The sequence below is a fragment of the Brumimicrobium aurantiacum genome, assembly GCF_003402975.1.
GTDB lineage: Bacteria > Bacteroidota > Bacteroidia > Flavobacteriales_D > Crocinitomicaceae > Brumimicrobium > Brumimicrobium aurantiacum.
In genome coordinates this window covers 41,433-62,462 of sequence record NZ_QURB01000002.1, presented here as the reverse complement: position 1 = coordinate 62,462, position 21,030 = coordinate 41,433, and the positions used below count along the sequence as shown (strand labels likewise).

Annotated in this window: 23 protein-coding genes; 3 read left to right on the top strand and 20 right to left on the bottom strand. The window is 32.3% G+C overall.

Annotation, left to right across the window (positions count from 1 at the left end):
* Genes DXU93_RS03625 through DXU93_RS03615 form a run of 3 tightly spaced genes read left to right on the top strand, consistent with a single transcriptional unit; the run spans window position 1 to window position 4,461 of the window.
* Entirely contained in the window at window positions 1-1,521 is a 1,521-nt protein-coding gene (locus DXU93_RS03625) for a phytoene desaturase family protein (protein WP_116879903.1), read from the top strand.
* Window positions 1,514-3,175 carry a C45 family autoproteolytic acyltransferase/hydolase gene (locus DXU93_RS03620; RefSeq protein ID WP_116879902.1) on the top strand — a complete coding sequence of 554 codons (1,662 nt, stop codon included), beginning with the start codon at window positions 1,514-1,516 and terminating at the stop codon, window positions 3,173-3,175. The genes DXU93_RS03625 and DXU93_RS03620 overlap by 8 nt, the downstream gene beginning before the upstream one ends.
* Window positions 3,172-4,461 (top strand): phenylacetate--CoA ligase family protein, encoded by a 1,290-nt coding sequence (locus DXU93_RS03615; RefSeq protein ID WP_116879901.1) that lies wholly within the window; start codon window positions 3,172-3,174, stop codon window positions 4,459-4,461. Before DXU93_RS03620 ends, DXU93_RS03615 begins: the two co-directional genes overlap by 4 nt.
* 5 nt (window positions 4,462-4,466) lie before the next feature.
* On the opposite strand, the gene DXU93_RS03610 is transcribed toward DXU93_RS03615, so the two are convergent.
* The 20 genes from DXU93_RS03610 to DXU93_RS03515 form a co-directional block, all read right to left on the bottom strand.
* On the bottom strand, window positions 4,467-5,549 hold the full coding sequence (locus DXU93_RS03610) for a class I SAM-dependent methyltransferase (RefSeq protein WP_116879900.1): 1,083 nt from the start codon (window positions 5,547-5,549) through the stop codon (window positions 4,467-4,469).
* A gap of 95 nt (window positions 5,550-5,644) precedes the next feature.
* Window positions 5,645-6,256, bottom strand: coding sequence for a hypothetical protein (locus DXU93_RS03605; protein WP_116879899.1), 612 nt, complete (start codon window positions 6,254-6,256; stop codon window positions 5,645-5,647).
* Window positions 6,222-6,842 carry an outer membrane lipoprotein carrier protein LolA gene (locus DXU93_RS03600; RefSeq protein WP_116879898.1) on the bottom strand — a complete coding sequence of 207 codons (621 nt, stop codon included), beginning with the start codon at window positions 6,840-6,842 and terminating at the stop codon, window positions 6,222-6,224. The genes DXU93_RS03605 and DXU93_RS03600 overlap by 35 nt, the downstream gene beginning before the upstream one ends.
* Window positions 6,839-7,606 (bottom strand): polysaccharide deacetylase family protein, encoded by a 768-nt coding sequence (locus DXU93_RS03595; protein WP_116879897.1) that lies wholly within the window; start codon window positions 7,604-7,606, stop codon window positions 6,839-6,841. Before DXU93_RS03595 ends, DXU93_RS03600 begins: the two co-directional genes overlap by 4 nt.
* Window positions 7,599-8,666 (bottom strand): beta-ketoacyl synthase chain length factor, encoded by a 1,068-nt coding sequence (locus DXU93_RS03590; protein WP_116879896.1) that lies wholly within the window; start codon window positions 8,664-8,666, stop codon window positions 7,599-7,601. The genes DXU93_RS03595 and DXU93_RS03590 overlap by 8 nt, the downstream gene beginning before the upstream one ends.
* 28 nt (window positions 8,667-8,694) lie before the next feature.
* Window positions 8,695-9,888: a beta-ketoacyl-[acyl-carrier-protein] synthase family protein gene (locus tag DXU93_RS03585; RefSeq protein WP_116879895.1), complete on the bottom strand. Its 1,194-nt coding sequence runs from the start codon at window positions 9,886-9,888 to the stop codon at window positions 8,695-8,697.
* A 5-nt stretch (window positions 9,889-9,893) separates the two neighbouring features.
* Window positions 9,894-10,151: a phosphopantetheine-binding protein gene (locus tag DXU93_RS03580; protein WP_116879894.1), complete on the bottom strand. Its 258-nt coding sequence runs from the start codon at window positions 10,149-10,151 to the stop codon at window positions 9,894-9,896.
* An 8-nt stretch (window positions 10,152-10,159) separates the two neighbouring features.
* A complete protein-coding gene (locus tag DXU93_RS03575; protein WP_116879893.1) occupies window positions 10,160-10,762 on the bottom strand; it encodes a 3-oxoacyl-ACP synthase in 603 nt (200 codons plus the stop codon).
* Window positions 10,752-11,834 (bottom strand): beta-ketoacyl synthase N-terminal-like domain-containing protein, encoded by a 1,083-nt coding sequence (locus DXU93_RS03570; protein ID WP_240623413.1) that lies wholly within the window; start codon window positions 11,832-11,834, stop codon window positions 10,752-10,754. Before DXU93_RS03570 ends, DXU93_RS03575 begins: the two co-directional genes overlap by 11 nt.
* Before the next feature lie 80 nt (window positions 11,835-11,914).
* The gene (locus tag DXU93_RS03565; RefSeq protein ID WP_116879891.1) at window positions 11,915-12,364 is read right to left on the bottom strand and encodes an acyl-CoA thioesterase; all 450 of its coding nucleotides are present in this window, start codon (window positions 12,362-12,364) and stop codon (window positions 11,915-11,917) included.
* Window positions 12,339-13,619, bottom strand: coding sequence for an ABC transporter permease (locus tag DXU93_RS03560; protein ID WP_116879890.1), 1,281 nt, complete (start codon window positions 13,617-13,619; stop codon window positions 12,339-12,341). Before DXU93_RS03560 ends, DXU93_RS03565 begins: the two co-directional genes overlap by 26 nt.
* A 3-nt stretch (window positions 13,620-13,622) precedes the next feature.
* Window positions 13,623-14,363 (bottom strand): ABC transporter ATP-binding protein, encoded by a 741-nt coding sequence (locus DXU93_RS03555; protein WP_116879889.1) that lies wholly within the window; start codon window positions 14,361-14,363, stop codon window positions 13,623-13,625.
* A gap of 4 nt (window positions 14,364-14,367) precedes the next feature.
* Entirely contained in the window at window positions 14,368-15,366 is a 999-nt protein-coding gene (locus tag DXU93_RS03550; protein WP_116879888.1) for a BtrH N-terminal domain-containing protein, read from the bottom strand.
* Window positions 15,359-15,760 (bottom strand): hypothetical protein, encoded by a 402-nt coding sequence (locus DXU93_RS03545; RefSeq protein ID WP_116879887.1) that lies wholly within the window; start codon window positions 15,758-15,760, stop codon window positions 15,359-15,361. Before DXU93_RS03545 ends, DXU93_RS03550 begins: the two co-directional genes overlap by 8 nt.
* A 51-nt stretch (window positions 15,761-15,811) precedes the next feature.
* Window positions 15,812-16,240 (bottom strand): ABC transporter permease, encoded by a 429-nt coding sequence (locus DXU93_RS03540; RefSeq protein ID WP_123776033.1) that lies wholly within the window; start codon window positions 16,238-16,240, stop codon window positions 15,812-15,814.
* 47 nt (window positions 16,241-16,287) lie between these two features.
* Entirely contained in the window at window positions 16,288-16,716 is a 429-nt protein-coding gene (locus tag DXU93_RS03535) for a hypothetical protein (protein WP_116879885.1), read from the bottom strand.
* Window positions 16,717-16,730: 14 nt separating this feature from the next.
* On the bottom strand, window positions 16,731-17,870 hold the full coding sequence (locus DXU93_RS03530; RefSeq protein ID WP_116879884.1) for a beta-ketoacyl-ACP synthase III: 1,140 nt from the start codon (window positions 17,868-17,870) through the stop codon (window positions 16,731-16,733).
* Between the two features lie 10 nt (window positions 17,871-17,880).
* Window positions 17,881-18,789 (bottom strand): NADPH-dependent FMN reductase family protein, encoded by a 909-nt coding sequence (locus tag DXU93_RS03525; RefSeq protein WP_116879883.1) that lies wholly within the window; start codon window positions 18,787-18,789, stop codon window positions 17,881-17,883.
* Window positions 18,790-18,887: 98 nt separating this feature from the next.
* On the bottom strand, window positions 18,888-19,442 hold the full coding sequence (locus tag DXU93_RS03520) for a 4'-phosphopantetheinyl transferase family protein (RefSeq protein ID WP_116879882.1): 555 nt from the start codon (window positions 19,440-19,442) through the stop codon (window positions 18,888-18,890).
* Between the two features lie 82 nt (window positions 19,443-19,524).
* A complete protein-coding gene (locus tag DXU93_RS03515) occupies window positions 19,525-20,961 on the bottom strand; it encodes a VWD domain-containing protein (RefSeq protein ID WP_116879881.1) in 1,437 nt (478 codons plus the stop codon).
* Window positions 20,962-21,030 lie beyond the last annotated feature (69 nt).

Below are 21,030 nucleotides of genomic sequence, written 5' to 3'. Positions count from 1 at the left end.
TTGGAAAAAGAATATGATATTGTCATAATTGGTAGTGGAATGGGCGGTTTATCTGCTTCTATAATTCTTGCCAAAGAAGGTTTGAAGGTTTGCGTTCTAGAAAAGAACAATCAATATGGAGGTAACCTACAAACCTTTGTTAGAGATAAAACTATTTTTGACACAGGTGTACATTATATAGGTGGTTTAGAAAAAGATCAAAACCTATATCAATATTTTAAGTACTTAGGAATCATCGATGATCTTCGCATAAAAAGAATGGATCAAAATGCTTATGATTATGTAACTTTTGATGATGATCCAATTAAGTACCCTCATGCACAAGGATATGACAATTTCATTTTACAACTGACTAACATTTTTCCAAGTGAACGAAAAACCATCGAAAAATATTGCAATGATATAAATGATGTTTGTAATTCTTTTCCGATGTACAATGTTGAACAAGGTGCTCCATATAAGGATGGATTACTGTCCATAAAAGCTAAGGATTATTTTGACGAATTAACAGATAATGAAGACTTAAAAGCTGCATTAGCTGGAACAAATTCACTGTACGGAGGAAACGGTGAAAAAACACCACTCTATGTTCATGCCTTATCAGTAAATTCATATATGCAAAGTGCCTGGCGTTGCATCAACGGTGGGAGTCAAATTACCAAGTTATTGGTTAAACAACTGAGGAAATATGGAGGAGATATTTTTAAACACCAAGAGGTAATTGATTTTAAATTCGAAGACAATCAATTAATTGGGGTAAAAACCATTAAAGGCGATTATTTTAAAGCCAAACAATTTATATCTAATATTGATATAAATGCAACCATAAAAATGGTAGGAGAAGAACGATTTAGAAAATCCTTTCGAAAAAGAATTGAACGTCTGAAAGTGACACCTTCCTCCTTTAGCATTTACATTTCATTTAAACCGGAATCTTTTCCTTATTTAAACCATAATATTTACCATTTCAAAAGTAAAGATCTAATTTGGAAAGCAACAGAATACTCTCCAGAAAGGTGGCCTGAAGGATATATGGCTTCGATGGGCGTACATTCCGAAAATCAAAAATATGCAGAAAGTTTGTCGGTAATGACATATATGCATTTTAGTGAAGTAGAGCAATGGGCTGAAACAAAAAACACAGTTGCTTCGAAAGAAGAAAGGGGAAAATCTTATGAAGAGTTTAAACAAAAACATATTGATTTATTAATTGATGAATTAGAGAAAAAATTTCCCGACATTCGTTCTTGTATCCACTCTGTTTATGCCTCAACACCACTCTCCTATCGAGATTATATTGGTGGACAAAATGGCAACATGTACGGTTTTGAAAAAGACGCGGACAATCCTATGAAAACATTTATTTCTGCACGAACCAAAATTCCAAATCTTTTTTTAACAGGACAAAGTGTGAATATGCATGGAATGCTAGGTGTAACCATTGGTAGTGTTGTAACCTGTTCGGAAATTTTAGGGAAGGAATACCTCATAAATAAGATTAAAAGTGAGATCAATGAATAAGTTAAGTTATACAGTCGTTTTCCTTTCACTTCTTACATTTTCCTGTGGAATGAAAAAATCTGTGGTACATCGTCCAGATTTAACTCAATTCAATGATGAAAGACCTGTTGTTATTAAGCAACATGATAGTTTATTTATCTCTGGTGAGAGTTATCTTACGAAAAATAAATACGCTCAATGGGAATTATATATTCAAGGGGACCCGTTAGAAAGAGGGTTGCTTGCAGGGGCTTTAATGGATTCTCTTCTTGCCAAACAAGAACCTATCTTTTTTAATAAAATAGAAGAGTTCGTTCCCTCTAAGAAAAAGCAAAAACGACTCACCAAATTTCTTCAATGGTACAATAGAGAACTTTATAAACATGTCCCGAACGAATTCAAAGCAGAAATTTATGGATTGTCAAGATATGTTCCTGATACTTACAACTACATCGCACCTCCATATATAAGAAGTTTATATCTTCATGGAGCACATGATATCGGTCATGCTCTCGTTGATTTAGCAATGATTGGATGTACTTCTGCAGCTCTTTGGGATGATGAAACTGAAGACGGAGAATTGTTGATAGGGAGAAACCTAGACTTTTATGCTGGTGATGAATTTGCTGAAGAAAAATTAATCCTATTTATCGATCCTGATGACGGTATTCCTTTTGTATCCATTGGATGGCCAGGAATGCTAGGAGTAATTTCTGGAATGAATAAAGAAGGCTTAACAATTACCATGAATGCGGGTAAATCTAAAATTCCCTTAAAAGCAAAGAAACCTATTTCAATATTAGCTAGAGAGATTTTACAATATGCTTCCACCATTGACGAAGCCATAGCAATCGCAAAAAATAGTGAGGTTTTCGTTTCAGAAGCTTTAATGATTGGTTCGGCAAATGATAATAAAGCAGTAGTTATAGAAATGTCACCTAAAAATTTTGGTGTATATGAGATTGTAAATTCACGTTTGGTATGTTCAAATCACTTTCAAAGTGAAGCCTATAAAGATGATAAACGCAACAACAAAGCCATAGAAGAAAGTCACTCACAATATAGATTTGAGAGAATGAATGAGCTATTGGATGAATATCCAAAAGTTGATCCTACAACAATGGCCAGTATTTTAAGAAATAAATATGGAGAAAATGATGAAAAGCTCGGCTTTGGTAATGAGAAAGCCTTAAATCAACTATTGGCGCATCATGCAGTAATTTTCAAACCTTCTGAGAAAAAGATTTGGATATCATCTAATCCCTATCAACTTGGTGAGTTTACGTCTTACGATTTAGATGAAATCTTCAACGACAACAAGCAAAATGTATATAAATCACAGTTAATAGATTCTTTAACAATACCCGAAGATGACTTCCAATACACTAAGGCTTTTGAGGATTATGAAGCGTACCGAGTGATGGATAGAAAAATTGACGAGGTGATATCTTCAGAAGACCAAAGTTTTGATTTAATGCAACTCAATATTTATAGAACCCTCAATCCAGAGCTATGGATTGTACATTACAAATCTGGTTTAATATACTATAATGCAGAAAAATATGAGCAAGCAAAATCTGCTTTTGAAACAGCATTAAGCAAAGAAGTAACGACAGTACCAGCCGTTGAGCAAATTGAAAAAATACTAAAAAAAACGAATAAAAAATTAAAATGATATCTCAAATAGAAAAGCAAAGTGCGCAAGAAATAAAGCATTTTCAAAATCAAAAATTAATTATACAATTGGCCTATGTTCAAGCAAATTCTCTTTTCTATCAGAATCATTTCAAAAAAGCAGGAATCGATATTCAATCGGTAAAAACAATAGATGATTTAACTCAACTTCCTGTTACAACTAAAACTGATCTACAAGAAAATAATGAGGATTTCTTCTGTGTAGACCCAGTTGAAATAATTGATTTTTCGAATACTTCCGGAACAACCGGAGCTCCTGTAAATTTTGGACTAACTGAAGAAGACCTTAATCGACTAGCTTTTAATGAAGCGCAATCATTTTCTTGTGCAGGAATTCAAAAACATGATATAGTTCAATTAATGACAACAATGGATCGCCAATTTATGGCTGGTCTGGCTTATTTTTTAGGGATTAGAAAAATTGGTGCAGGAATAATCAGAACAGGTGCAGGAGTACCCGCTTTACAATGGAATTCCATTCTATTAAATAAACCCACCTATCTTATTGCTGTTCCTTCATTTTTACTCAAAATGATAGTTTATGCTGAAAAGAACAATATTGACATCAACAATTGTAGTGTGAAAGCTGCAATTTGCATTGGAGAACCATTACGAAATCAAGATTTTTCACCATCTGAATTAGCTAAAAGAATAAATGCTAAATGGGATATTAAACTGTATTCGACTTATGCCTCTACAGAAATGAGTACTGCATTCACTGAATGTGAATTTCATCAAGGTGGACATGCTCATCCAGAATTGATCATCACTGAAGTGTTAGACGAAGAAAATAAACCTGTTAAACCTGGAGAAGTGGGAGAATTAACGATTACCACACTCGGGGTCAAAGCATTACCTCTCGTTCGATTTAAAACTGGAGATATTGTAAAAATTGACTACACGTCATGTCCATGTGGTCGAAACACCAATAGAGTCGGTCCTGTTTTAGGTAGAGCACAACAAATGGTGAAATTTAAAGGGACCACTTTATATCCTCCAGCGATACATGACATTTTAAATGCTTTTAAGGAAATTGAGAGTCATCTCATCATTTTACACACCAATGATATTGGAACAGATGAAGTGACTGTAAAGATTGTTTCTCAATTATTTTCAAATGAATTAATACAGAATTTAAAAGAAAAATTCCAAGCAAAACTTAGGGTCATTCCAAATATTGAATTAATAGCTTCTGATGAATTAAACAAATTGGTATTATCGAATAATTCAAGAAAACCAAAATGGGTGATTGATAAAAGAAAGTAATGCTTTTATTTCTTTTTTAATCCTATCAATGTATGTGCAATACCTTTCATGTTGTATTGTTCAACTACTTTGAATCCTGCTTGATCAATTAATTCAAAAAATACCTTACTGTCATACATTTGACTACACCCATTCGCCATTGTTGTAAAGTATAATGATGTCATTTGTAAGGCAAAAGCAGAAATTTCGAAATCTTGTAAATCCCAAAATGTTTCATTAATAAATACAGTTGTATTTTCATCAGCCACCTCATGGCATTTCTTAAGAATGGAAACAATTTGTTCGTCAGAGAAACAATCTAAGAATTGACTCATCCAAATAATATCACAACCTTCCGGTAATTTACTTTCAGATAAGCGAATATCCATCTCATGATAAGAAACTCTATCTCCAAAATTTGATTTATCAATATTTTGTTTCGCAACATTTAATTGTACGCCTAAATCAACCAAGCCTACTTCAACATTCTCATCGTATTCCAAACACTTCAAAGTCCATTTCCCAGTGTTTGCACCAATATCCATAACTTTTTTTGGTTGGTGATTAAAGACAATTGGCAAAAGTTCATCAAAGGTAATGTCAGAATAATAGTGATCAAATTCAAACCAGCTTTTCTTCGCTTTAGGAGGCAAAACCGGTAGTCCTTCGTAAATGTGTTCCCATTCTCCAAAAACTTTTAATCCTTCAGGATTTGAATTTTCAATACTATCTTTTAAAGAATTTGCACCTTCATAACAAACATCTTTCATAAAATTGAAGTTTGTTACCACAGTTTTGTCATTTAAAAAGAAATATCCCGCTTTGGTTAGGCAGTATTTACCGTCATCCAAATAGACTAAACCTATTCCAAGTCCTGCTTCTAAAAGTATACGCACTCCATAATGAGAAATATCAACTAAAGAAACGATTTCTTCAATTGTAGAGCCATCAGAGTTTTCGATAATATCTAAAATTTGTTTTTCCTTCAATAAGCTAGAGGCTTCCCAAACATATGGTGCAAAAGAAATTAAATGTGCGAGATTTAGAGCTTCAATTGCTTTTTTATTATCTGTATTAAAAAGCGTAGTACGTTCGATAGGTTTTGTCATTTTCTATTTGTAGAATATTGATAATGCAAGGTTTCTATACAAATATAGCATTAAAATGCATTCATTTAGACATAATTAGCGAACATTGAAAGTGATTAACGTTTGATAAGATTTATTTTGATAGGCAGTTCAAATGATTCAAATTGTATCGTCTCTATTTGGGTTGATTTTGCATAAAAATAGACTCCAACTTTATCTCTAAAAATAGAAGACTGCTTTAAATACACCAACTGATCTTCCTTATTCACATACAAAAATATGCGCTTTCCTTGTAATTTAGAAATATAAGTTTTTCCTTCTTCAGCAAGGTATGTTTTTTTTATGGTAAAAGAAGGATGTATTATAAGTTGAAAGTAATTTTCAAGCATTTGGATGACTAGTTTTTTATTTAGATCATCCATAATATAAATCACATTGACCTCATCGTTAACAAACTCAAAATCGAGTAAGGTATTTCCAAAATCAGATATGAGCGCTAATCTTTTCTTGTTTTCATCTATTGTTTTAATCACTAAAATTCCGTTCAAATCATTCCCGAAAACTTGCATTTTAGCATCAAACAAAAACTCACCATCAATCTCATTAAAATAAGGAGAGGAATAAATTGATTTTTCGTTGGCAACCTTCTCTCCTATTGGCTTATAATGAGTGCAGGAGGTTAAAATCAATAAACTAATGCTTAAAAATATTTGGATCAATTTTAACATTTAGCTTTTTATTTTTAAATAAAATCAAGGTATAATCTCCTGAAGGTTCAATCAACTTCACTTTTGAAACAAGGGCTTCATTTTGTGGAAAATAGAGATGTACTTCTGTTAGATATTTTTTTAAGGTTTTATTATCTGGAATCAATTTCACTTTGATTTCATTATCCACTTTGAAATAACGAATAGAAAAATCATTGTCATTAAATAATTTACCACTTACACTTCCAGCAATAAGATGGTTTATCTTTTTAAACATATCTTGATCTCCACTAACAGTGCTTTTTTTACCATTATCATTAATATAAATGGCATTATTCTTAAATATCACACTGTATTTATTCGGTTCTGTATAAGACCATTTCAAAGCACCATCAGCCCTTAAAAACATTTTACCATAAGATTGTATATCATTAGATAGAAAAGCCAAATGTTTTTGTTGCTCAAAGTCAGTGGTAAGGGAAGTTAATTTTTTCGTTTCCGTTTCAATACGTGTTGTAAACGCTTTTAATTCAGTTTCTGTTAATGGAACTTCTTGAGCATAAATATTGAGGCTAATAAAAATAAATAAGAGCAATACTGGTTTCATTTCTTTCTTAATTTTAATAATTCATCCACTGTAACACTGCGATAATTGTTGTCGTTAAGGTATTGCAATAAACGCTCCAAAACAATAATAGATTTTTCAGAAGTATCATGAAGCAAGATTATACTTCCATTTTTAACCAATTTAGTAATACGCTTTAATATTTTATCTTCACTTTCTATAACAGTGTCTAAAGACCTAATATTCCAACCAATAACCACATGTTTAGATTGCCTAATCGTACGCATAAAATTGGGATTTGTTACTCCATACGGTGGTCGAAAAAATTGAGGTTTAACACCAGTTTGTCTTTTTATTATTTCATCTGTTTTTTCAATCTCTTCAATCAATTTTTTCGTGCTTGCAAAACTTATATGTTTAGAATGAGAATAAGTATGGTTTTCTATAGAATGGCCCTCTTTAACAATTCTTTCTGCCATTAAAGGATTTTCCTGTATTCTTTGACCAATACAAAAGAAGCTTGCTTTATGCCCTCCTTTTTTAAGTATATCTAAAACAGCGTTTGTATGAACTGTTGGTCCATCATCAAAGGTTATTGAAACAACTCTTTCATCTGTTTTCACACTTGAAATAGCCTTTAAATGATAATTGGAACGGATGAAAAACGAACCATACAACACCATTACAAACCACAGTACAAAAAAGCTAACATAATATATGACAGACCATCCATTCACGATGTATCCATAAACATAAAATAGTGTGAAAACACCAAAAATAGTATATCCAATTTGATGTTTAGACATCTTCCATTAAAATTAAACTATGGTCCTTCCCTCTATATTGATTGTAGATAAGAATGTTTCCAATTTTATCAGATTTACGCACTTTTTGCTCTCCTAATAAATGTTCAGGGATAACTTGTTCTCTAAGTATCTTAGCAGCGATATAGGTAGCCACAGAAGATGAAGTTAAAAACTCACCGAATAAATGTTTGTAATACAGTAGAGTTGAAGATTCAAAAATAGATGATGCTTCATCATAATATGTATCAAATTCATCATCTCCATTATTACCTAAGATGACCACATCAATTTCATCTAACTTCAATTCATTTTTGGATAAGAAATCTAAAATAAAAGAAGGTAAATCTATTTGATCAAGCTTATTTACCAACTGAACATCTAATATTTTAGCATAGGTGGAATCTGATTGTTCATTTCCTAAAACAAAATAAGACGCTCCTTCACCAGGAATAACACCTGATTTTCTTTGTTTAAGAATATTTTTTTTCCCCTCCTCATCTTGTCTGTAATATCCAATTGCCTGATACAATTTATTGGTGTATTCTGCATGTTCATCTACTCCACCAATTAAAATATTGTTTGCTTCTTCCCCTTCAAACATTAATAATCCATCAATCAATGCAGATTGAAAGGAACCTCCAGTATTAACATAAGTAAAGTTATAGGCCTTACATTTTAACTTTAAAGCAATTTGTCCACTCACAGTATTATGAGTCGATTGAATAAAAGCGGTTGGGGTTAAATACTCCTCATTGTATCCAATCATCTTATTTAAGAAGTTTTCAGAATCTTGAATACACCCCAATCCTGTTCCAACAATAATTCCATCTAATTGATCAGCAGAAGCTTCTTTTATAGCTACTGAAGAGGCTACAATACTATTTTTTACTCCCGCACTCATTCTTCGAATTGATGCCGGTGGAATAAAAGATTTGTAATTGGGTTTAATTGCTTTTACAATGTTCAAATTAGAGATGTCAATAGCATCTTCAAAAAATGTATTTTCAAAGGTATTTTGTGCCGAAACACAACCTATTCCATTAATAAAACAACTATTCATGTTGATGCAATTATAATGATTAACTAAATTATTTCTCGAAAATTAAACTAGAACAATTTCCACCAAACCCAAAGGAATTCGAAAGTACGGTATTCACTTCTTTCTTTTTAATTTCAATTTGAGGGGTTAAATCAAATTCTTTCATTTTAGTTTTAAAATTCAAATTAGGATAAATTATATTTTCTCGCAGTGCTAAAATACTGAATACAGCTTCAATAGATGCTGCTGCAGCTAAAGTATGTCCAGTAAAAGGTTTTGTTGAACTAAAATCAGGTATCTTGTTTTCAAAGAAATTCAATAAGGCACGACCTTCAGAAAGGTCATTATTTGGAGTGGCTGTTCCATGCGCATTGATATAATCAACCTGTTCTGGTTGAATTCCTGCTACCTCAAATGCTTTTTTCATCGCTAAAAATGCTCCTTCACCTTGTTCAGAAGACGCTGTTTGATGATATGCATCATTCGCATTGGCATACCCTGTTAAATAAGCCAACGGCGTTTTATCTCGTTTTTGAAGTGATGATTGAGATTCTAATATTAAATAGGCGGCGCCTTCTCCCAAGTTTAAACCAACTCTTTCATCATCAAAAGGCTTATTGAAACCATTTGATTGCAACATAAGTGTATTAAAGCCATTTAGCGTAAACTTACAAAGTCCATCCATTCCGCCAACAACCACCTTTTCTGCTCTACCGCTTTTAATCAATCTTGCTCCTAACATAATTGCATTAGCTGCAGAAGAACACGCAGTACTTATTGTAGTTACAAATCCTTTAATATTAAAGTAATCAGCCATTAAATGAGTATTACTTCCCGCATCATTGACACTGATATAATGTTGATTTTTTTTGTCAGTTAAAAAACTATCATAGAACTTTTCTACCATATCCATACCTCCAACAGTCGTTGAATTTACGAAAGCCATTGATGTATTGTCTTTTACTTGAATCTCAGCGTCGCGAAAGGCCTCTTTAATGGCTATCATTCCCAACATAGAAGAACGCGAAAAACTATTTGGAGTTGGTAGTTTTAAAATTTGCTCTAATTCTTGATTTGACTTCTTTATTTCTCCAACAAGAATATTTTCCTTTAAAATTGTATCGACAAGTTCAACTTCTGAAATTCCATGTTGGCCTTTTTTAAGGGCTTCAAAATTTTCTTTGGCATTCATTCCAATTGCAGAAACAATCCCCATTCCAGATATGGCAACACCTCTATCCATTCTACTTATTTACTTCTGTGTTCAGCAATATAAGTGGCCATCGTTTCAATTGACCTAAATATCTTTTTCCCGTCTTTTGAATCCGTTAATTTAATTCCGTAATCTTTATCAAGGATGATTATCAACTCTAATGCATCAATTGAATCAAGACCTAGACCTTCTTCAAAAAGCATTTCATCATCACTAATATCTTCTACTGACATATCTTCAAGGTTTAGGGCCTCGATAATTTTCAATTTCAATTCCTTCTTTAAATCTTCCATTTTATTATTTATTTCAATTTTATTAGATTCTTTTGTGTTAATTCAATACCATCTGATTTTTCCACTATAAACAAGAAGGCGTTGTAATTATTCTCATTTACTTCGACCCATCCTGACAAAACACGATTTGATTTACCTAAATCAATCAAACTATTGGTATAATCGATTAAAAACTTTGGGTTAAAGTACTCAAAGATAAAAAAAGAATTCTCACTTTGAAGCTTATATTTTATGCTTATTTCACCAAGCGCTATATTAGGTAGTGTATAAACGAAATTTGCTGGACTGGCGTAACTATCCGCTTCTTGAGAAATTGTTTCTTGATGCTTTCTATCTATATCGATACATGAAGATTTATTGGACAATACCAAAGCCATATTTGGATCTATTTCTGAACCTGTATTTTCTAACAAAATACTGGCTGCTACTATAGATAACTTACACAAAGGATCCATTTTATAAAACTTTGGATATGCTAAATCAAATTGCTTATAAACGGTTTTGATAAACGACAAAAAATCTTTCTCTACGGTATTTACATAAAGTGATTTTCCATTTACAGAGACTGAACCATCTTTTATATTACAATAATGAATAATGTTATTTTTCATTCGATTTTCCTTTTCTAAATAAAACGGCTGTATTACTTCCTCCAAAGCCAGATGCTGTTTTTAAAATCACATTTATTTCCTTTTGTTGAAAGGATTTTGAAACGTTCAACGGCAATGTAACACCGTGTTCTTCATACCCTATCGATGGAGGAATCATATTGCGTGTTGAAAAATTTAAAGCAATCACAGTCTCTAATAATCCAGCGGCTCCTAATGTATGTCCAAAACAAGATTTCAAACTGAATAACGGAACATCTTGGAGTGATGCCCTATTGAAAGCTTGAGCTTCCATTTCGTCATTATAATTGGTAGCTGTACCATGGGAAGATATCATATCAATTTTATCCGTCTCCGCTTCCTTAATAGCATTTGAGATACTTTTAAACAACCCTTCACCTGTTCTAGACGGACCAGAAATGTGATTAGCATCATTTATTGAACTATCACCGATCAGCTCATAAAAAGGTTGGTTATCGATCAAACTTTTATTTTTTGTAACAAAAATTGCTGCAGCTGCCTCTCCTAATGTTATTCCATCTCTACTCTTATCGTAGGGCTTACAAGGTTGATTACTTATCGCTTGAAATGATTGAAAACCACTAAACACAAATTTAGAAAACACATCAGCTCCAATAATTACGAAATGTTTGTAGCTCCCAGATTGAATTAATCTTTTAGCAACCGATATAGCCATAACCCCAGAAACACAAGCGTTTGACAATACAATAGGTTCTGTTGCTATACCTATTGTATTTTTTATCTTGTTGGCTAAACCATATAATGCATAATTTTCTTCATCAACTTCTGATGATAATTCATCTATATTGCCTTTTGTGGTCGAAATAATGAGTCCACAATCATCTTTAAAAAGTACTTTAAATTCTGATTTTATTTTATCTACTGTGATGAGCATCATTTTTTCAAGATCACTATACTCTCCTACGTAATTGAGTTCTTGAAATGAAGTATGGAGTCTATTTTTATCTACAATTGCACCATAAAAAGAATCCTCTTGCAGCTTTTGATCAACGATTTTTGAAATTCCAATTTCTCCTTGTATTAAACCGTTCATATTTTCAGTAACATCAATACCCATAGGGCTTAAACAATTACCTCTCGATACATAAACAGATATCTTATTTGACGAAGCACTCATGATTTAAAATTAACTTTATTTTTCCACTCTTCGTAAAACTTAGGCAATGTCAATGACAAGGCTCCTTCTTTATTTACAAAAACTTGTATTGTTTTCCCTTCACATGCGAGCACGCCATCTTGATTATAAATTTCATAAGTATGAATAATTTTTGCAGCTGGACAATCTAGCACATGTGTTTTGATGGTATAAGTATCGCCATATTTCAAAGGAAACTTATTATCGCACTCCATTCTAACGATAGGAATACTAAAGCCATGATTATTGATATCTAAATAGGTGATTCCATGTTCTCTTCCAAAGGCCTCTCTTCCTTCTTCAAAATAGGAAACATAATTTCCATGCCATACGATTCCCAGAGGATCAGCTTCATTAAACTTTACACGAGCAGAAAACGTTGTTGTTAAATGATCTATTTTTTTATAATTGGTTGATCTTTTTCTCATATATAACTGCAATAGTAATGTTAATTATAAAGAATACCAATAGTAGCGACAAGTATGGTGCAAGGGAAATAAAATTTGCATCACGAAGTAAAACGTTATAAAACCCCTCTAATCCCCAGTTCATTGGTGAAACCTTAGCAATCATCCGCATTGTTTCTGGCATTGCAAAAACAGGAAACCAAAGTCCTCCAATGGCCGCTAAGATTACAACTGAAGTTGCTCCAAATGGTGCAGCTTGTTCATGGGTTTTGGCAAAAGTTCCAATTAAAACTCCATATCCGATTGCTGCTAAACTCGAAAATAAGGCCATTACAGTTAATCCTATCAATTTACCTTCAACGATCAATGCTGGCAATCCTAAAACTGGAAAGAGGAAAATACTCACCAAAAGCATAAGATAAAACTGAACCATACAAACCAATAAGTAAACGATAATTTTACTCGTCATTAATGTTAATGACGAAACTGGTAAAGCCTGTAATCGAATAAATGTACCTTGATTTTTCTCCTTTACGATATTGATAGACAAAGGAAGAATAATAAAAAATATGGCAAATAAAGTCCAAGCAGGAAGATTGTGCTGAACAGGTGTTGGAGTCAAGTTTTTATCAAGAATAGAAACTGAAATTTCTTTAAAAGAAATTAACTGTTGTTCGGTTAAAAAACTTAAATCCGCCTCAAATTCTTCTTCAAATGTATCATAAAGTGCTTTTGCTTCAAGGTCTGACACCATTCCTTCCATCGCTCTTTTAATATCCAACTTAATGCTATTGCTTATCGCAGGATCAAAGTGAATTTGAACTTCTTTTAATGATGATGTTGATTTTTCTACTTGAGAAGACTGGGAAGGATTAGGCATCACTTCGGCCAACAATTGACTCACATGATAATCTGTTTGCTGATGAATATAATTAGAAAAGTCACTGGGTATAACAATTAATATCTTTTGAACTCCTGACTTTATTAAATTTCTTCCAGTATCTTCGGTTAAAGCTTTGCCTTTATATTCTGTAACAAGTTTAAGATTGTTCTCATCTACAAGTTTATTGATGATTTTTTTTGATAATTCACCTTCATCATTATTTACAATTAATATAGGCAACTTGACATTGTTCGAATTATTTTCTACACTATTTTGAATAAATGTAATGGTAATTATTAGCACTACCGGCATTAGAAAAATAATTGCAAAACCAAGGAGATCCTTACGCAATAATCGCAATTCTTTTATAATAGCATTAAAAACTTTACTCATTTCCTACTTTGAATTACTTGTGTTCTCAATAAATATCTCCTCCAAAGACTTCACCCTACCTTCACTTACTAAAATATCTTTTGTTGCTCCTTCTACTTGAATTTCTCCATGGTCTATAATTGCAACTCGCGAACAAAATGACTGAGCTTCATGCAGCAAATGTGAGCTGTAAACAATCGTTGTACCAGCCTGATTCAAGGAAGTTAAAAATTCAATAATTACGTGCTTAGATTGGACATCCACTCCTACTGTCGGTTCATCAAGAAAAATTAACTTCGGTTCATGTAATACACCCGCCAGCAAATTAATTCTTCTCTTCATTCCCCCAGAAAAAGTATCAATTCTTTTGTTGGAAAACTTTGAGAGCCCCATCTTTTCGATTCCCTCATCGATTCTTTTCTTTAATATTTTCCTATCAACACCATACATACTTCCAAAGAACTGAAGGTTTTCTTTGGCTGTTAATTTAGGATACAATGCATATTCTTGGGGTACTACTCCTAAAATTTTTTGAATCTCATGAATGTTTGCTGAAGTCTCCAAACCTTCAATGAAAATTTTTCCTTTATCCGGTCTTTGTAAACCTGTTAGCATTGAAATTAAAGTGGTTTTTCCAGCTCCATTAGGCCCTAATAAACCTAACACTTCATTTCTTTTTACCTTTAAACTTAAATTATTAATTGCCTTAAAATCGGTGTTTTTATAACTTAAACTTAGCTGATCTATCTCAATACTATAACTCATTCAACTATATCGATTTTTTTAAATCCTTAAAAAACTGCTTTTCACTTTTTGAAATTTCTAGCATTAATGAAGAAATATTTTGATATGCATTTTCATCATTATCTCTTGATTTACAAATCCGTGAAGCTTTTAATGCAAAATCTCTCCAGTCATCGCCAATTGCCGTCATTCTATGAGATAATTCAAGCCATTCAGACCGATTCATTATTGATGCTATTTCTTGAAGAAAAGCAGCGAAAACAAATCTAAATCCTCCTCCTCCTGTTCCTATTTCCTCTTGCATTCTAATAATTTGAGCCAAATAATGATTGGTTTTTTTAGTACCTACTTTATTGGCCCAATAGGGTATTTTTTTTGCAACATATTTTATACCGTTCGCACCTACAAAAGGAACGGGTGCAAGCATATCTTTACAGGTCTTCTTTAACCCATTAATTATTGCTGATTCCAACTCCATTTCTTTAGGAAACTGAACTGGGTAATACATATGACCTTTTGGAGCAAATACACCTTTGGCAAAACGAACTTTTTCTAATTCACTGCGCGTTAAGGTAGTTGTTGTCTCCATAACAGGATCACTAATGAGATACTCATTCCCCTGTTTACCGAAAACAACTAAATTATGGGCGTTAAAATGAAATCTATACTCATCTGGAAAATAAGGTAAATGATAAACACCTACTTGCAAACCACTGGCAATTCCATTGTCTAAATTACGATCCAAAGCATCAAATGATTTATCGACATTTGAAAATCGTTCACGTTTTATTTTTACATTTAATTGTTTTGAGGCCCTTGAAAATATAAATCCTGGCATTGGACGGTAACTAATTGCAGGCGCTTGATTTACCTTTAAAAATGGAATGTAAATATAAAAAAGTCCTGATCCTATTCCGAAAACCATCGGTTCAGAAAGGTCAAAGCCATTAAATTTAAAGATGTTAGAAGCAACACCATTCTCACAATGAGCTGATTGGTGATGGTAAAAATCAATATTACTCATTAAATTTTGTCAGTTTAGTTTCATCAACCGAAAAGATATCTGCATACTTTTTAACGGTAGATATTTTTAATTTTTCAAAAACATGAGGCTTAAAATGTCTTTTAATAATCCATTTTGGTCTGCTCATATATCCAGCTAATATTCCAATATCCATTTTTTCACGAATCATGAAATAGTAAATTGGACTTTTTTGACCCTTAAGCACTTCGTTTTTGGCTTCTTCGATTTGTTGGTCTAAATTTTTTATCGTTAAATCTAAAGCAATTGATTTTGCCTCCCACCCTGTACTTAATCCAGTTGTATAATTACCATTTTTATCAACAGCATAACACAACTCTTTCATGTTTTTATCAGAGAGCTTACTGTCATCTTGCGGAATATCATCTTTTCTCATTAAAAATAATTTAGTCTAAATTATACAACTCTTTAAGTAGTTATACTAAAGTTAAGCTTTAATTATCAAATTGAAAAAACATTGAGCGACTAATTCATCATCAATGAAAGTTTCACTTTTCATATTACAATTATAAATGTCATCAATTGAATGTATACCTAAAAGCTCTCCTTTGGTTTGTAAAATTGAATTTTTAGGTGGTAAACTGTGTATTTTGACACTTTTTATTGTTGAAATATAACCCTGAATTTTATATCCTTCCTTATGTTTATTTGATTCAAAATGAGGACAGCCTACAATTCCTGATGAAGTTTGTGCGGCATTTTCAATAATCCCGATCTCATTTAAATATTCATTCTCCAAAAAAATATTACTATCCTTAATCTGAAAAGTTGTTTCTATGAATTGAGAATCCAGTCGAACTATAGTGTCAACCATTAACATTGGTTCACGATGAGGAAGGTACTCTCTTATACTCATAGGTAGTTTCATCTTACAAAGATAATTAAATATCTAATTGTGTAGCTTTAGGTTTCAGACAATACCGTCTTCATTGAAGCTGTCAACATAATTTCATCATTACACAACACCTTCCCTTCAACTAAAGTTACTCCCATAAACTCCTTTATTACATTTACGACAGTTACAATTTCTGAGTTTACTTTTGGTCGTTTAAACAACTGAACTTTATTCACTGCACCAATATAACCAAGCGGAGCTTCAATATTTAAAAGTTGATATCTATAACCAATATGTAAAGCTATAGATTGAGCAATATTCTCAATCATACCAGATTCATTAAAACAACCTTCTTCAATAAAAATATTGTGATCCTCAATGTTTAACCCAGTTTTAATCGACTCACTATCAAAACTCAACAAATGACTCACCATAGTAAAGGGAGCTTTTTGAGGTAATAAATTTTGAATTTCATGTTCTGATATAATAGATTCCATAACGATATTTAGTTTTACTCTACAGAAATTAATGCATACGCATAATTGAATCGACCGCTTTCTGGCACAGACAATAGTATTTTATCTCCTTTTACAAGACGTTTACTATACATTAATTCCTCCAACATTAAATAAATTGAAGCTGAACCAACATTTCCAATTTGATCCAAGTTAATAAATAATTTATCATCTGGAATATCTAATCCTTCTGCTCTTATACCTTCCATTAATTTTTCTTTAAAGAAAAAAGAAGAAATATGAGGTAGAAAATAATCTATTTCACTAGCTTCAAATTCATGACGATTCAGCACATTCTTTAAGCTCTCAACACCGTTCTTGATAATTTGTTCGTCCAATAGTTTAATATCTTGACGTATTGAAAAAATAGAACGTTCTGCCCATTCAGACGATGAAAAGTTCATCCATGAAATCAAATCACCATTCTCAGCTTTTTCCGCTCCTGAATACATACATGTTTCTAACTCCGATGCAAATGATTGTCCGTCCATCCATTCTATTTTCAGGTTAACTTCATTGCGAGGATCGGGTTTATTTTGCAATAAAAATGTTCCCGAACCATCAGATAGCATCCATCTAAGAAACTCCTTTTCAAAAGCCAAAACGGGGTTTTCTTCAATTTTTGCAGCGGTATCCATTTCATAATTAAAATTTCCCAATGATAGCATTGGAGAAACCCTTTCACTCCCACCTGCAACCGCATTATTCACCATTCCAGATTTAATAGCCATGAATGCATATTTCAAAGCATTCATTCCAGAAGTACAAATACCAGAAGCAGAGTTAATTTCAAGTCTATTACTTCCTTTCATCAAACCGTGCACCATGGCAGCATGTGAAGGCAACTGTTGATCTGGTGTTGAAGTTCCTACAGACAGTAATTCAATATCTTCAATTTTAAATTCGGAATCTAAAAGCCCTTTAATTGCTTTGTATGTTAATTCCGCATTAGAATGTGTTATATTCTTACTCTTATCAATTGCATAGTAACGATTAAGTATTCCATTATTTCGTAAAACAATGTTCTTAACACGTTCCGAACCATTAAAGAAACCTAAAACTTCTCCCATTTCATCATTGGATATTGGGGAGTTAGGCAAATATTTAGAGGCTTTAGTTATATATACTTCGCTCATATTAATTTTGCTAATTTGCTTTTGAGTAATAAACTTTTTTCTCGTTTATTCTCTTTATTCTAAATAAGTAAGTAACTAGAAATAATACATAGACTATCGGTGACAACACCCAAATAGCAATGATTAAATACACTTTAAAAAATTTTAACTTAAGCCTTCGACTTTGTTTATTCTTTAAAACAAACTTAGACCAAATATTAAACATTTTATTGGCTTTTTCATCCATTAAAATAACAAATGACTTGATATTCACACCTCCTTTTTCAATAATTGATTTTTGTAAAGTGGTATAGTCATTGGATTTACTGGATGACAATATTAGCTCACCAAATTGTGAAGCATTATCTATGTCTTCATCTGAAACACCTGGTTTGGGAAAAACTCCAAATTTACGGTTCTTCTTACCTCCCATCATCCAATGCACAATTGTTATTACACTAATATGGTTTAGGTGACGATCAACAAAAGCAACATTTCCAACGAGTTCCCCTTTAGCTTCAGCAATCAACTTTCTCATTTTCTCCTGAGATTTAGCCCACATATTTCTACACCCAATAACAGTTACAACTTTCCTTCCATTCAAAATTTGTGAAGCATACTCACTTTTCAAAAATGAATTAATGGGAATTGATGGAGTTAAAAACCAGATTTGATAAGCTAAAATTACTAAGTCATATTCTTGTCTTAAAAAATCTTGATTCGGTGCTTTAATAGCTGTTGGAATTTGTTGAAAGGATTCTGGAAAGACATCAAAAAAAGCGGAATTACTCCATGGAAATTCATATGGTTTTTCAGGACAAATATTATAGTAATCTACATTAAAATCATCCTCTCTTTCAAATGGTTGTAACAAATTATAAACAATATCTTTTAACTGTCCAGTTTGAGAGTAATATATGACTAAAATGTTTTTTTTCACGAAGTAATATCAATTAATAAATAGTCAGGCATTTATGTTTAATCACAAAAATATAATAATTTTAGACTTACAAATTTATTATGCTTTCATATCTTCAACTAAATCCAAACAAGAAAAAGTTTTTCATTTTGTTGGTAATTTAATCGGTAAATAATTCCAGTATGATTTAAGAATATTTCATGCTCAAAATGGTCTATTTTAAAAATAGACACTTCATTTTTCAGATCTTCTATTGCACCTCGTTTAAACTTATAAAACGCCTCTTTTGCACACCAAATCAATTGAAGTTCTTCTAAGGAAAAATCCATATTTTCTTCATTAGAATTTAAAAAATAATGCTTCCCTTTTTCTAATGAAGGTTTGAAAACTTGGATATCAACTCCACAACATTCATTCGACAGAAAAATAGAGAACCATCCTTTATAATGTGAAATTGATATATGAGCATACCTAGAGTTCTTTATCACTGGTGCTCCATTTTCTATGCGATAAAGTTCCGTCTCTGGATATAACTCCTTCAACATTTCGGAAACAGCTTTTCGCTCTGCATTCTGCTTGAACTCTTTATACTTTTTAGAATTTATGAGATTTTCATCAAACCAAAAATAAATCCTTCCATTTGCTGTGGAAATTGATTGAATTTTATGCTCCATATACAAGTCCTTGAAAGTAAAAAACCCCAAAAGCCAAATCCTCAGCTTTTAGGGTCCAAATATAAATTAATTATTCATTTAACTATCGTTTACCAGGAACCCCTCTTACTCCTCCAGGTCTTGGAGTTGAAGGTGGACGACGTCTTTTTGGTGGACTTACTTTTCCTCCAACACCAATGAAAACTGATGGGTTAATTCTAATTTCAGAATTTCCTTTTTTATCCTTGGCTTCTCTTTCATTATCTATCTTTGGCTCTGTTCCTTTATCTGTTGTTTTTGGCGCTTCGTAAACATCTTTTAAAGCAACAGGTTCTAATCCAAGATGACCATAATCGTAAACAGCTCCAAACAAATCTTCTTCCGCTACTCCTGCTTCTTTAGCCTTTCTCAATCCCTCTTCAATTTCATCATCTTCTAGCTGTGCCAAAGTCAAAACCTCTTTAGGATAACGAATACTGTCTGGAATATTGGTCATTTGATTCCTCATTAAAGAGTTTGTAGAATCTAATTGGAATTGACTTCCAAATGTACGTGTGATAAAAAACAATTCCGCTGAAGCTTCTGACAATATTTCTGGGTTTGTTCTGTTGCTTCCAAAAACATCTACTTTTTCTCTCGATGCTTTTTCACGGGTCAATTCCTTTCCAGTCTCTTGATCGTAAGCAACAATATCATTCTTTTCATCGTCATTATTCCCTAATAATCCGTAATAGTTTTCTTTACATTCAGGAATGTATAGTTTTAAATCAAATAGCTGTTGATCACTAAAATCTCTTTTTGAAATACTTAATTGTTCACCTGTTGGCCACTTCACTAAGTATTGATTTTTCTTATATTCAACTACTCCACCTTGTGGCAAAACCAAGTTAGATTTTTCATTTTGAATTTCTTGATCATTTACGTGAATCATTTTTTTCTCACTGTCTTTTCCTACCGAAGTGAAAGTAAGTAAATCACCATTAATATTCATAGCTACGGCTCCGTTAATAGCAATACTAGGTGAACTTCTTACTTGCTGCGTTTGAATCATAAAGGTATTATCATCTGATGCACTCAACAAATAATCTCCTGCATTTTGAAAATCGTATCTTTCACCATCAAAGGTACGTATGTGAGGATCACCATTAGAACTACCATTGCTATTCATATCACATTGTGAAGAGTTTAGATAATTTAACCATTCTTCCCAATAGTATTGATCATTTCTACTTGTGTTTCTTTCATTATCCAATTCTGAGGAGGCTATTCGACTAATCCTTTTGACACGATAATCGTCCATTGACTGCATTAATTCATATGGAGTTTGACTTAAGTTTGAAGGTCTTTTTGGTTGTTGTTCACGCATTACCATTGCAGCCATACTTTCATAAAGATATTCGCCTTTAATTTCATCCCAAGCAGTAAAAACTTCTTTTAAATGATCAGAATCTCTTCTTTCATAAGGAACGTCTTGATTTTCAACCTTTGCCCATAAGCTAAAAGCCAGTATTTGAAAAAAAACAATTGTAAAATATTTCATAGTCTTGATTTTAAATTTGTTGTTACATGATTCAAAAATTATACCAAAAAAAAGCCTCAACGATAACGC

Excerpts from the sequence above, each read along its gene's own strand:
- DXU93_RS03550 (WP_116879888.1), bottom strand. The coding sequence starts at position 15,366 with ATGAGTAATATTGATTTTTACCATCACCAATCAGCTCATTGTGAGAAT.
- DXU93_RS03610 (WP_116879900.1), bottom strand. The coding sequence starts at position 5,549 with ATGACAAAACCTATCGAACGTACTACGCTTTTTAATACAGATAATAAA.
- DXU93_RS03580 (WP_116879894.1), bottom strand. The coding sequence starts at position 10,151 with ATGGAAGATTTAAAGAAGGAATTGAAATTGAAAATTATCGAGGCCCTA.
- DXU93_RS03540 (WP_123776033.1), bottom strand. The coding sequence starts at position 16,240 with ATGAGTATAAGAGAGTACCTTCCTCATCGTGAACCAATGTTAATGGTT.
- DXU93_RS03605 (WP_116879899.1), bottom strand. The coding sequence starts at position 6,256 with ATGTTAAAATTGATCCAAATATTTTTAAGCATTAGTTTATTGATTTTA.
- DXU93_RS03615 (WP_116879901.1), top strand. The coding sequence starts at position 3,172 with ATGATATCTCAAATAGAAAAGCAAAGTGCGCAAGAAATAAAGCATTTT.
- DXU93_RS03515 (WP_116879881.1), bottom strand. The coding sequence starts at position 20,961 with ATGAAATATTTTACAATTGTTTTTTTTCAAATACTGGCTTTTAGCTTA.
- DXU93_RS03595 (WP_116879897.1), bottom strand. The coding sequence starts at position 7,606 with ATGTCTAAACATCAAATTGGATATACTATTTTTGGTGTTTTCACACTA.
- DXU93_RS03600 (WP_116879898.1), bottom strand. The coding sequence starts at position 6,842 with ATGAAACCAGTATTGCTCTTATTTATTTTTATTAGCCTCAATATTTAT.
- DXU93_RS03585 (WP_116879895.1), bottom strand. The coding sequence starts at position 9,888 with ATGGATAGAGGTGTTGCCATATCTGGAATGGGGATTGTTTCTGCAATT.
- DXU93_RS03555 (WP_116879889.1), bottom strand. The coding sequence starts at position 14,363 with ATGAGTTATAGTATTGAGATAGATCAGCTAAGTTTAAGTTATAAAAAC.
- DXU93_RS03520 (WP_116879882.1), bottom strand. The coding sequence starts at position 19,442 with ATGGAGCATAAAATTCAATCAATTTCCACAGCAAATGGAAGGATTTAT.
- DXU93_RS03570 (WP_240623413.1), bottom strand. The coding sequence starts at position 11,834 with ATGAACGGTTTAATACAAGGAGAAATTGGAATTTCAAAAATCGTTGAT.
- DXU93_RS03560 (WP_116879890.1), bottom strand. The coding sequence starts at position 13,619 with ATGAGTAAAGTTTTTAATGCTATTATAAAAGAATTGCGATTATTGCGT.
- DXU93_RS03535 (WP_116879885.1), bottom strand. The coding sequence starts at position 16,716 with ATGGAATCTATTATATCAGAACATGAAATTCAAAATTTATTACCTCAA.
- DXU93_RS03620 (WP_116879902.1), top strand. The coding sequence starts at position 1,514 with ATGAATAAGTTAAGTTATACAGTCGTTTTCCTTTCACTTCTTACATTT.
- DXU93_RS03545 (WP_116879887.1), bottom strand. The coding sequence starts at position 15,760 with ATGAGAAAAGATGATATTCCGCAAGATGACAGTAAGCTCTCTGATAAA.
- DXU93_RS03530 (WP_116879884.1), bottom strand. The coding sequence starts at position 17,870 with ATGAGCGAAGTATATATAACTAAAGCCTCTAAATATTTGCCTAACTCC.
- DXU93_RS03590 (WP_116879896.1), bottom strand. The coding sequence starts at position 8,666 with ATGAATAGTTGTTTTATTAATGGAATAGGTTGTGTTTCGGCACAAAAT.
- DXU93_RS03565 (WP_116879891.1), bottom strand. The coding sequence starts at position 12,364 with ATGAGAAAAAGATCAACCAATTATAAAAAAATAGATCATTTAACAACA.
- DXU93_RS03575 (WP_116879893.1), bottom strand. The coding sequence starts at position 10,762 with ATGAAAAATAACATTATTCATTATTGTAATATAAAAGATGGTTCAGTC.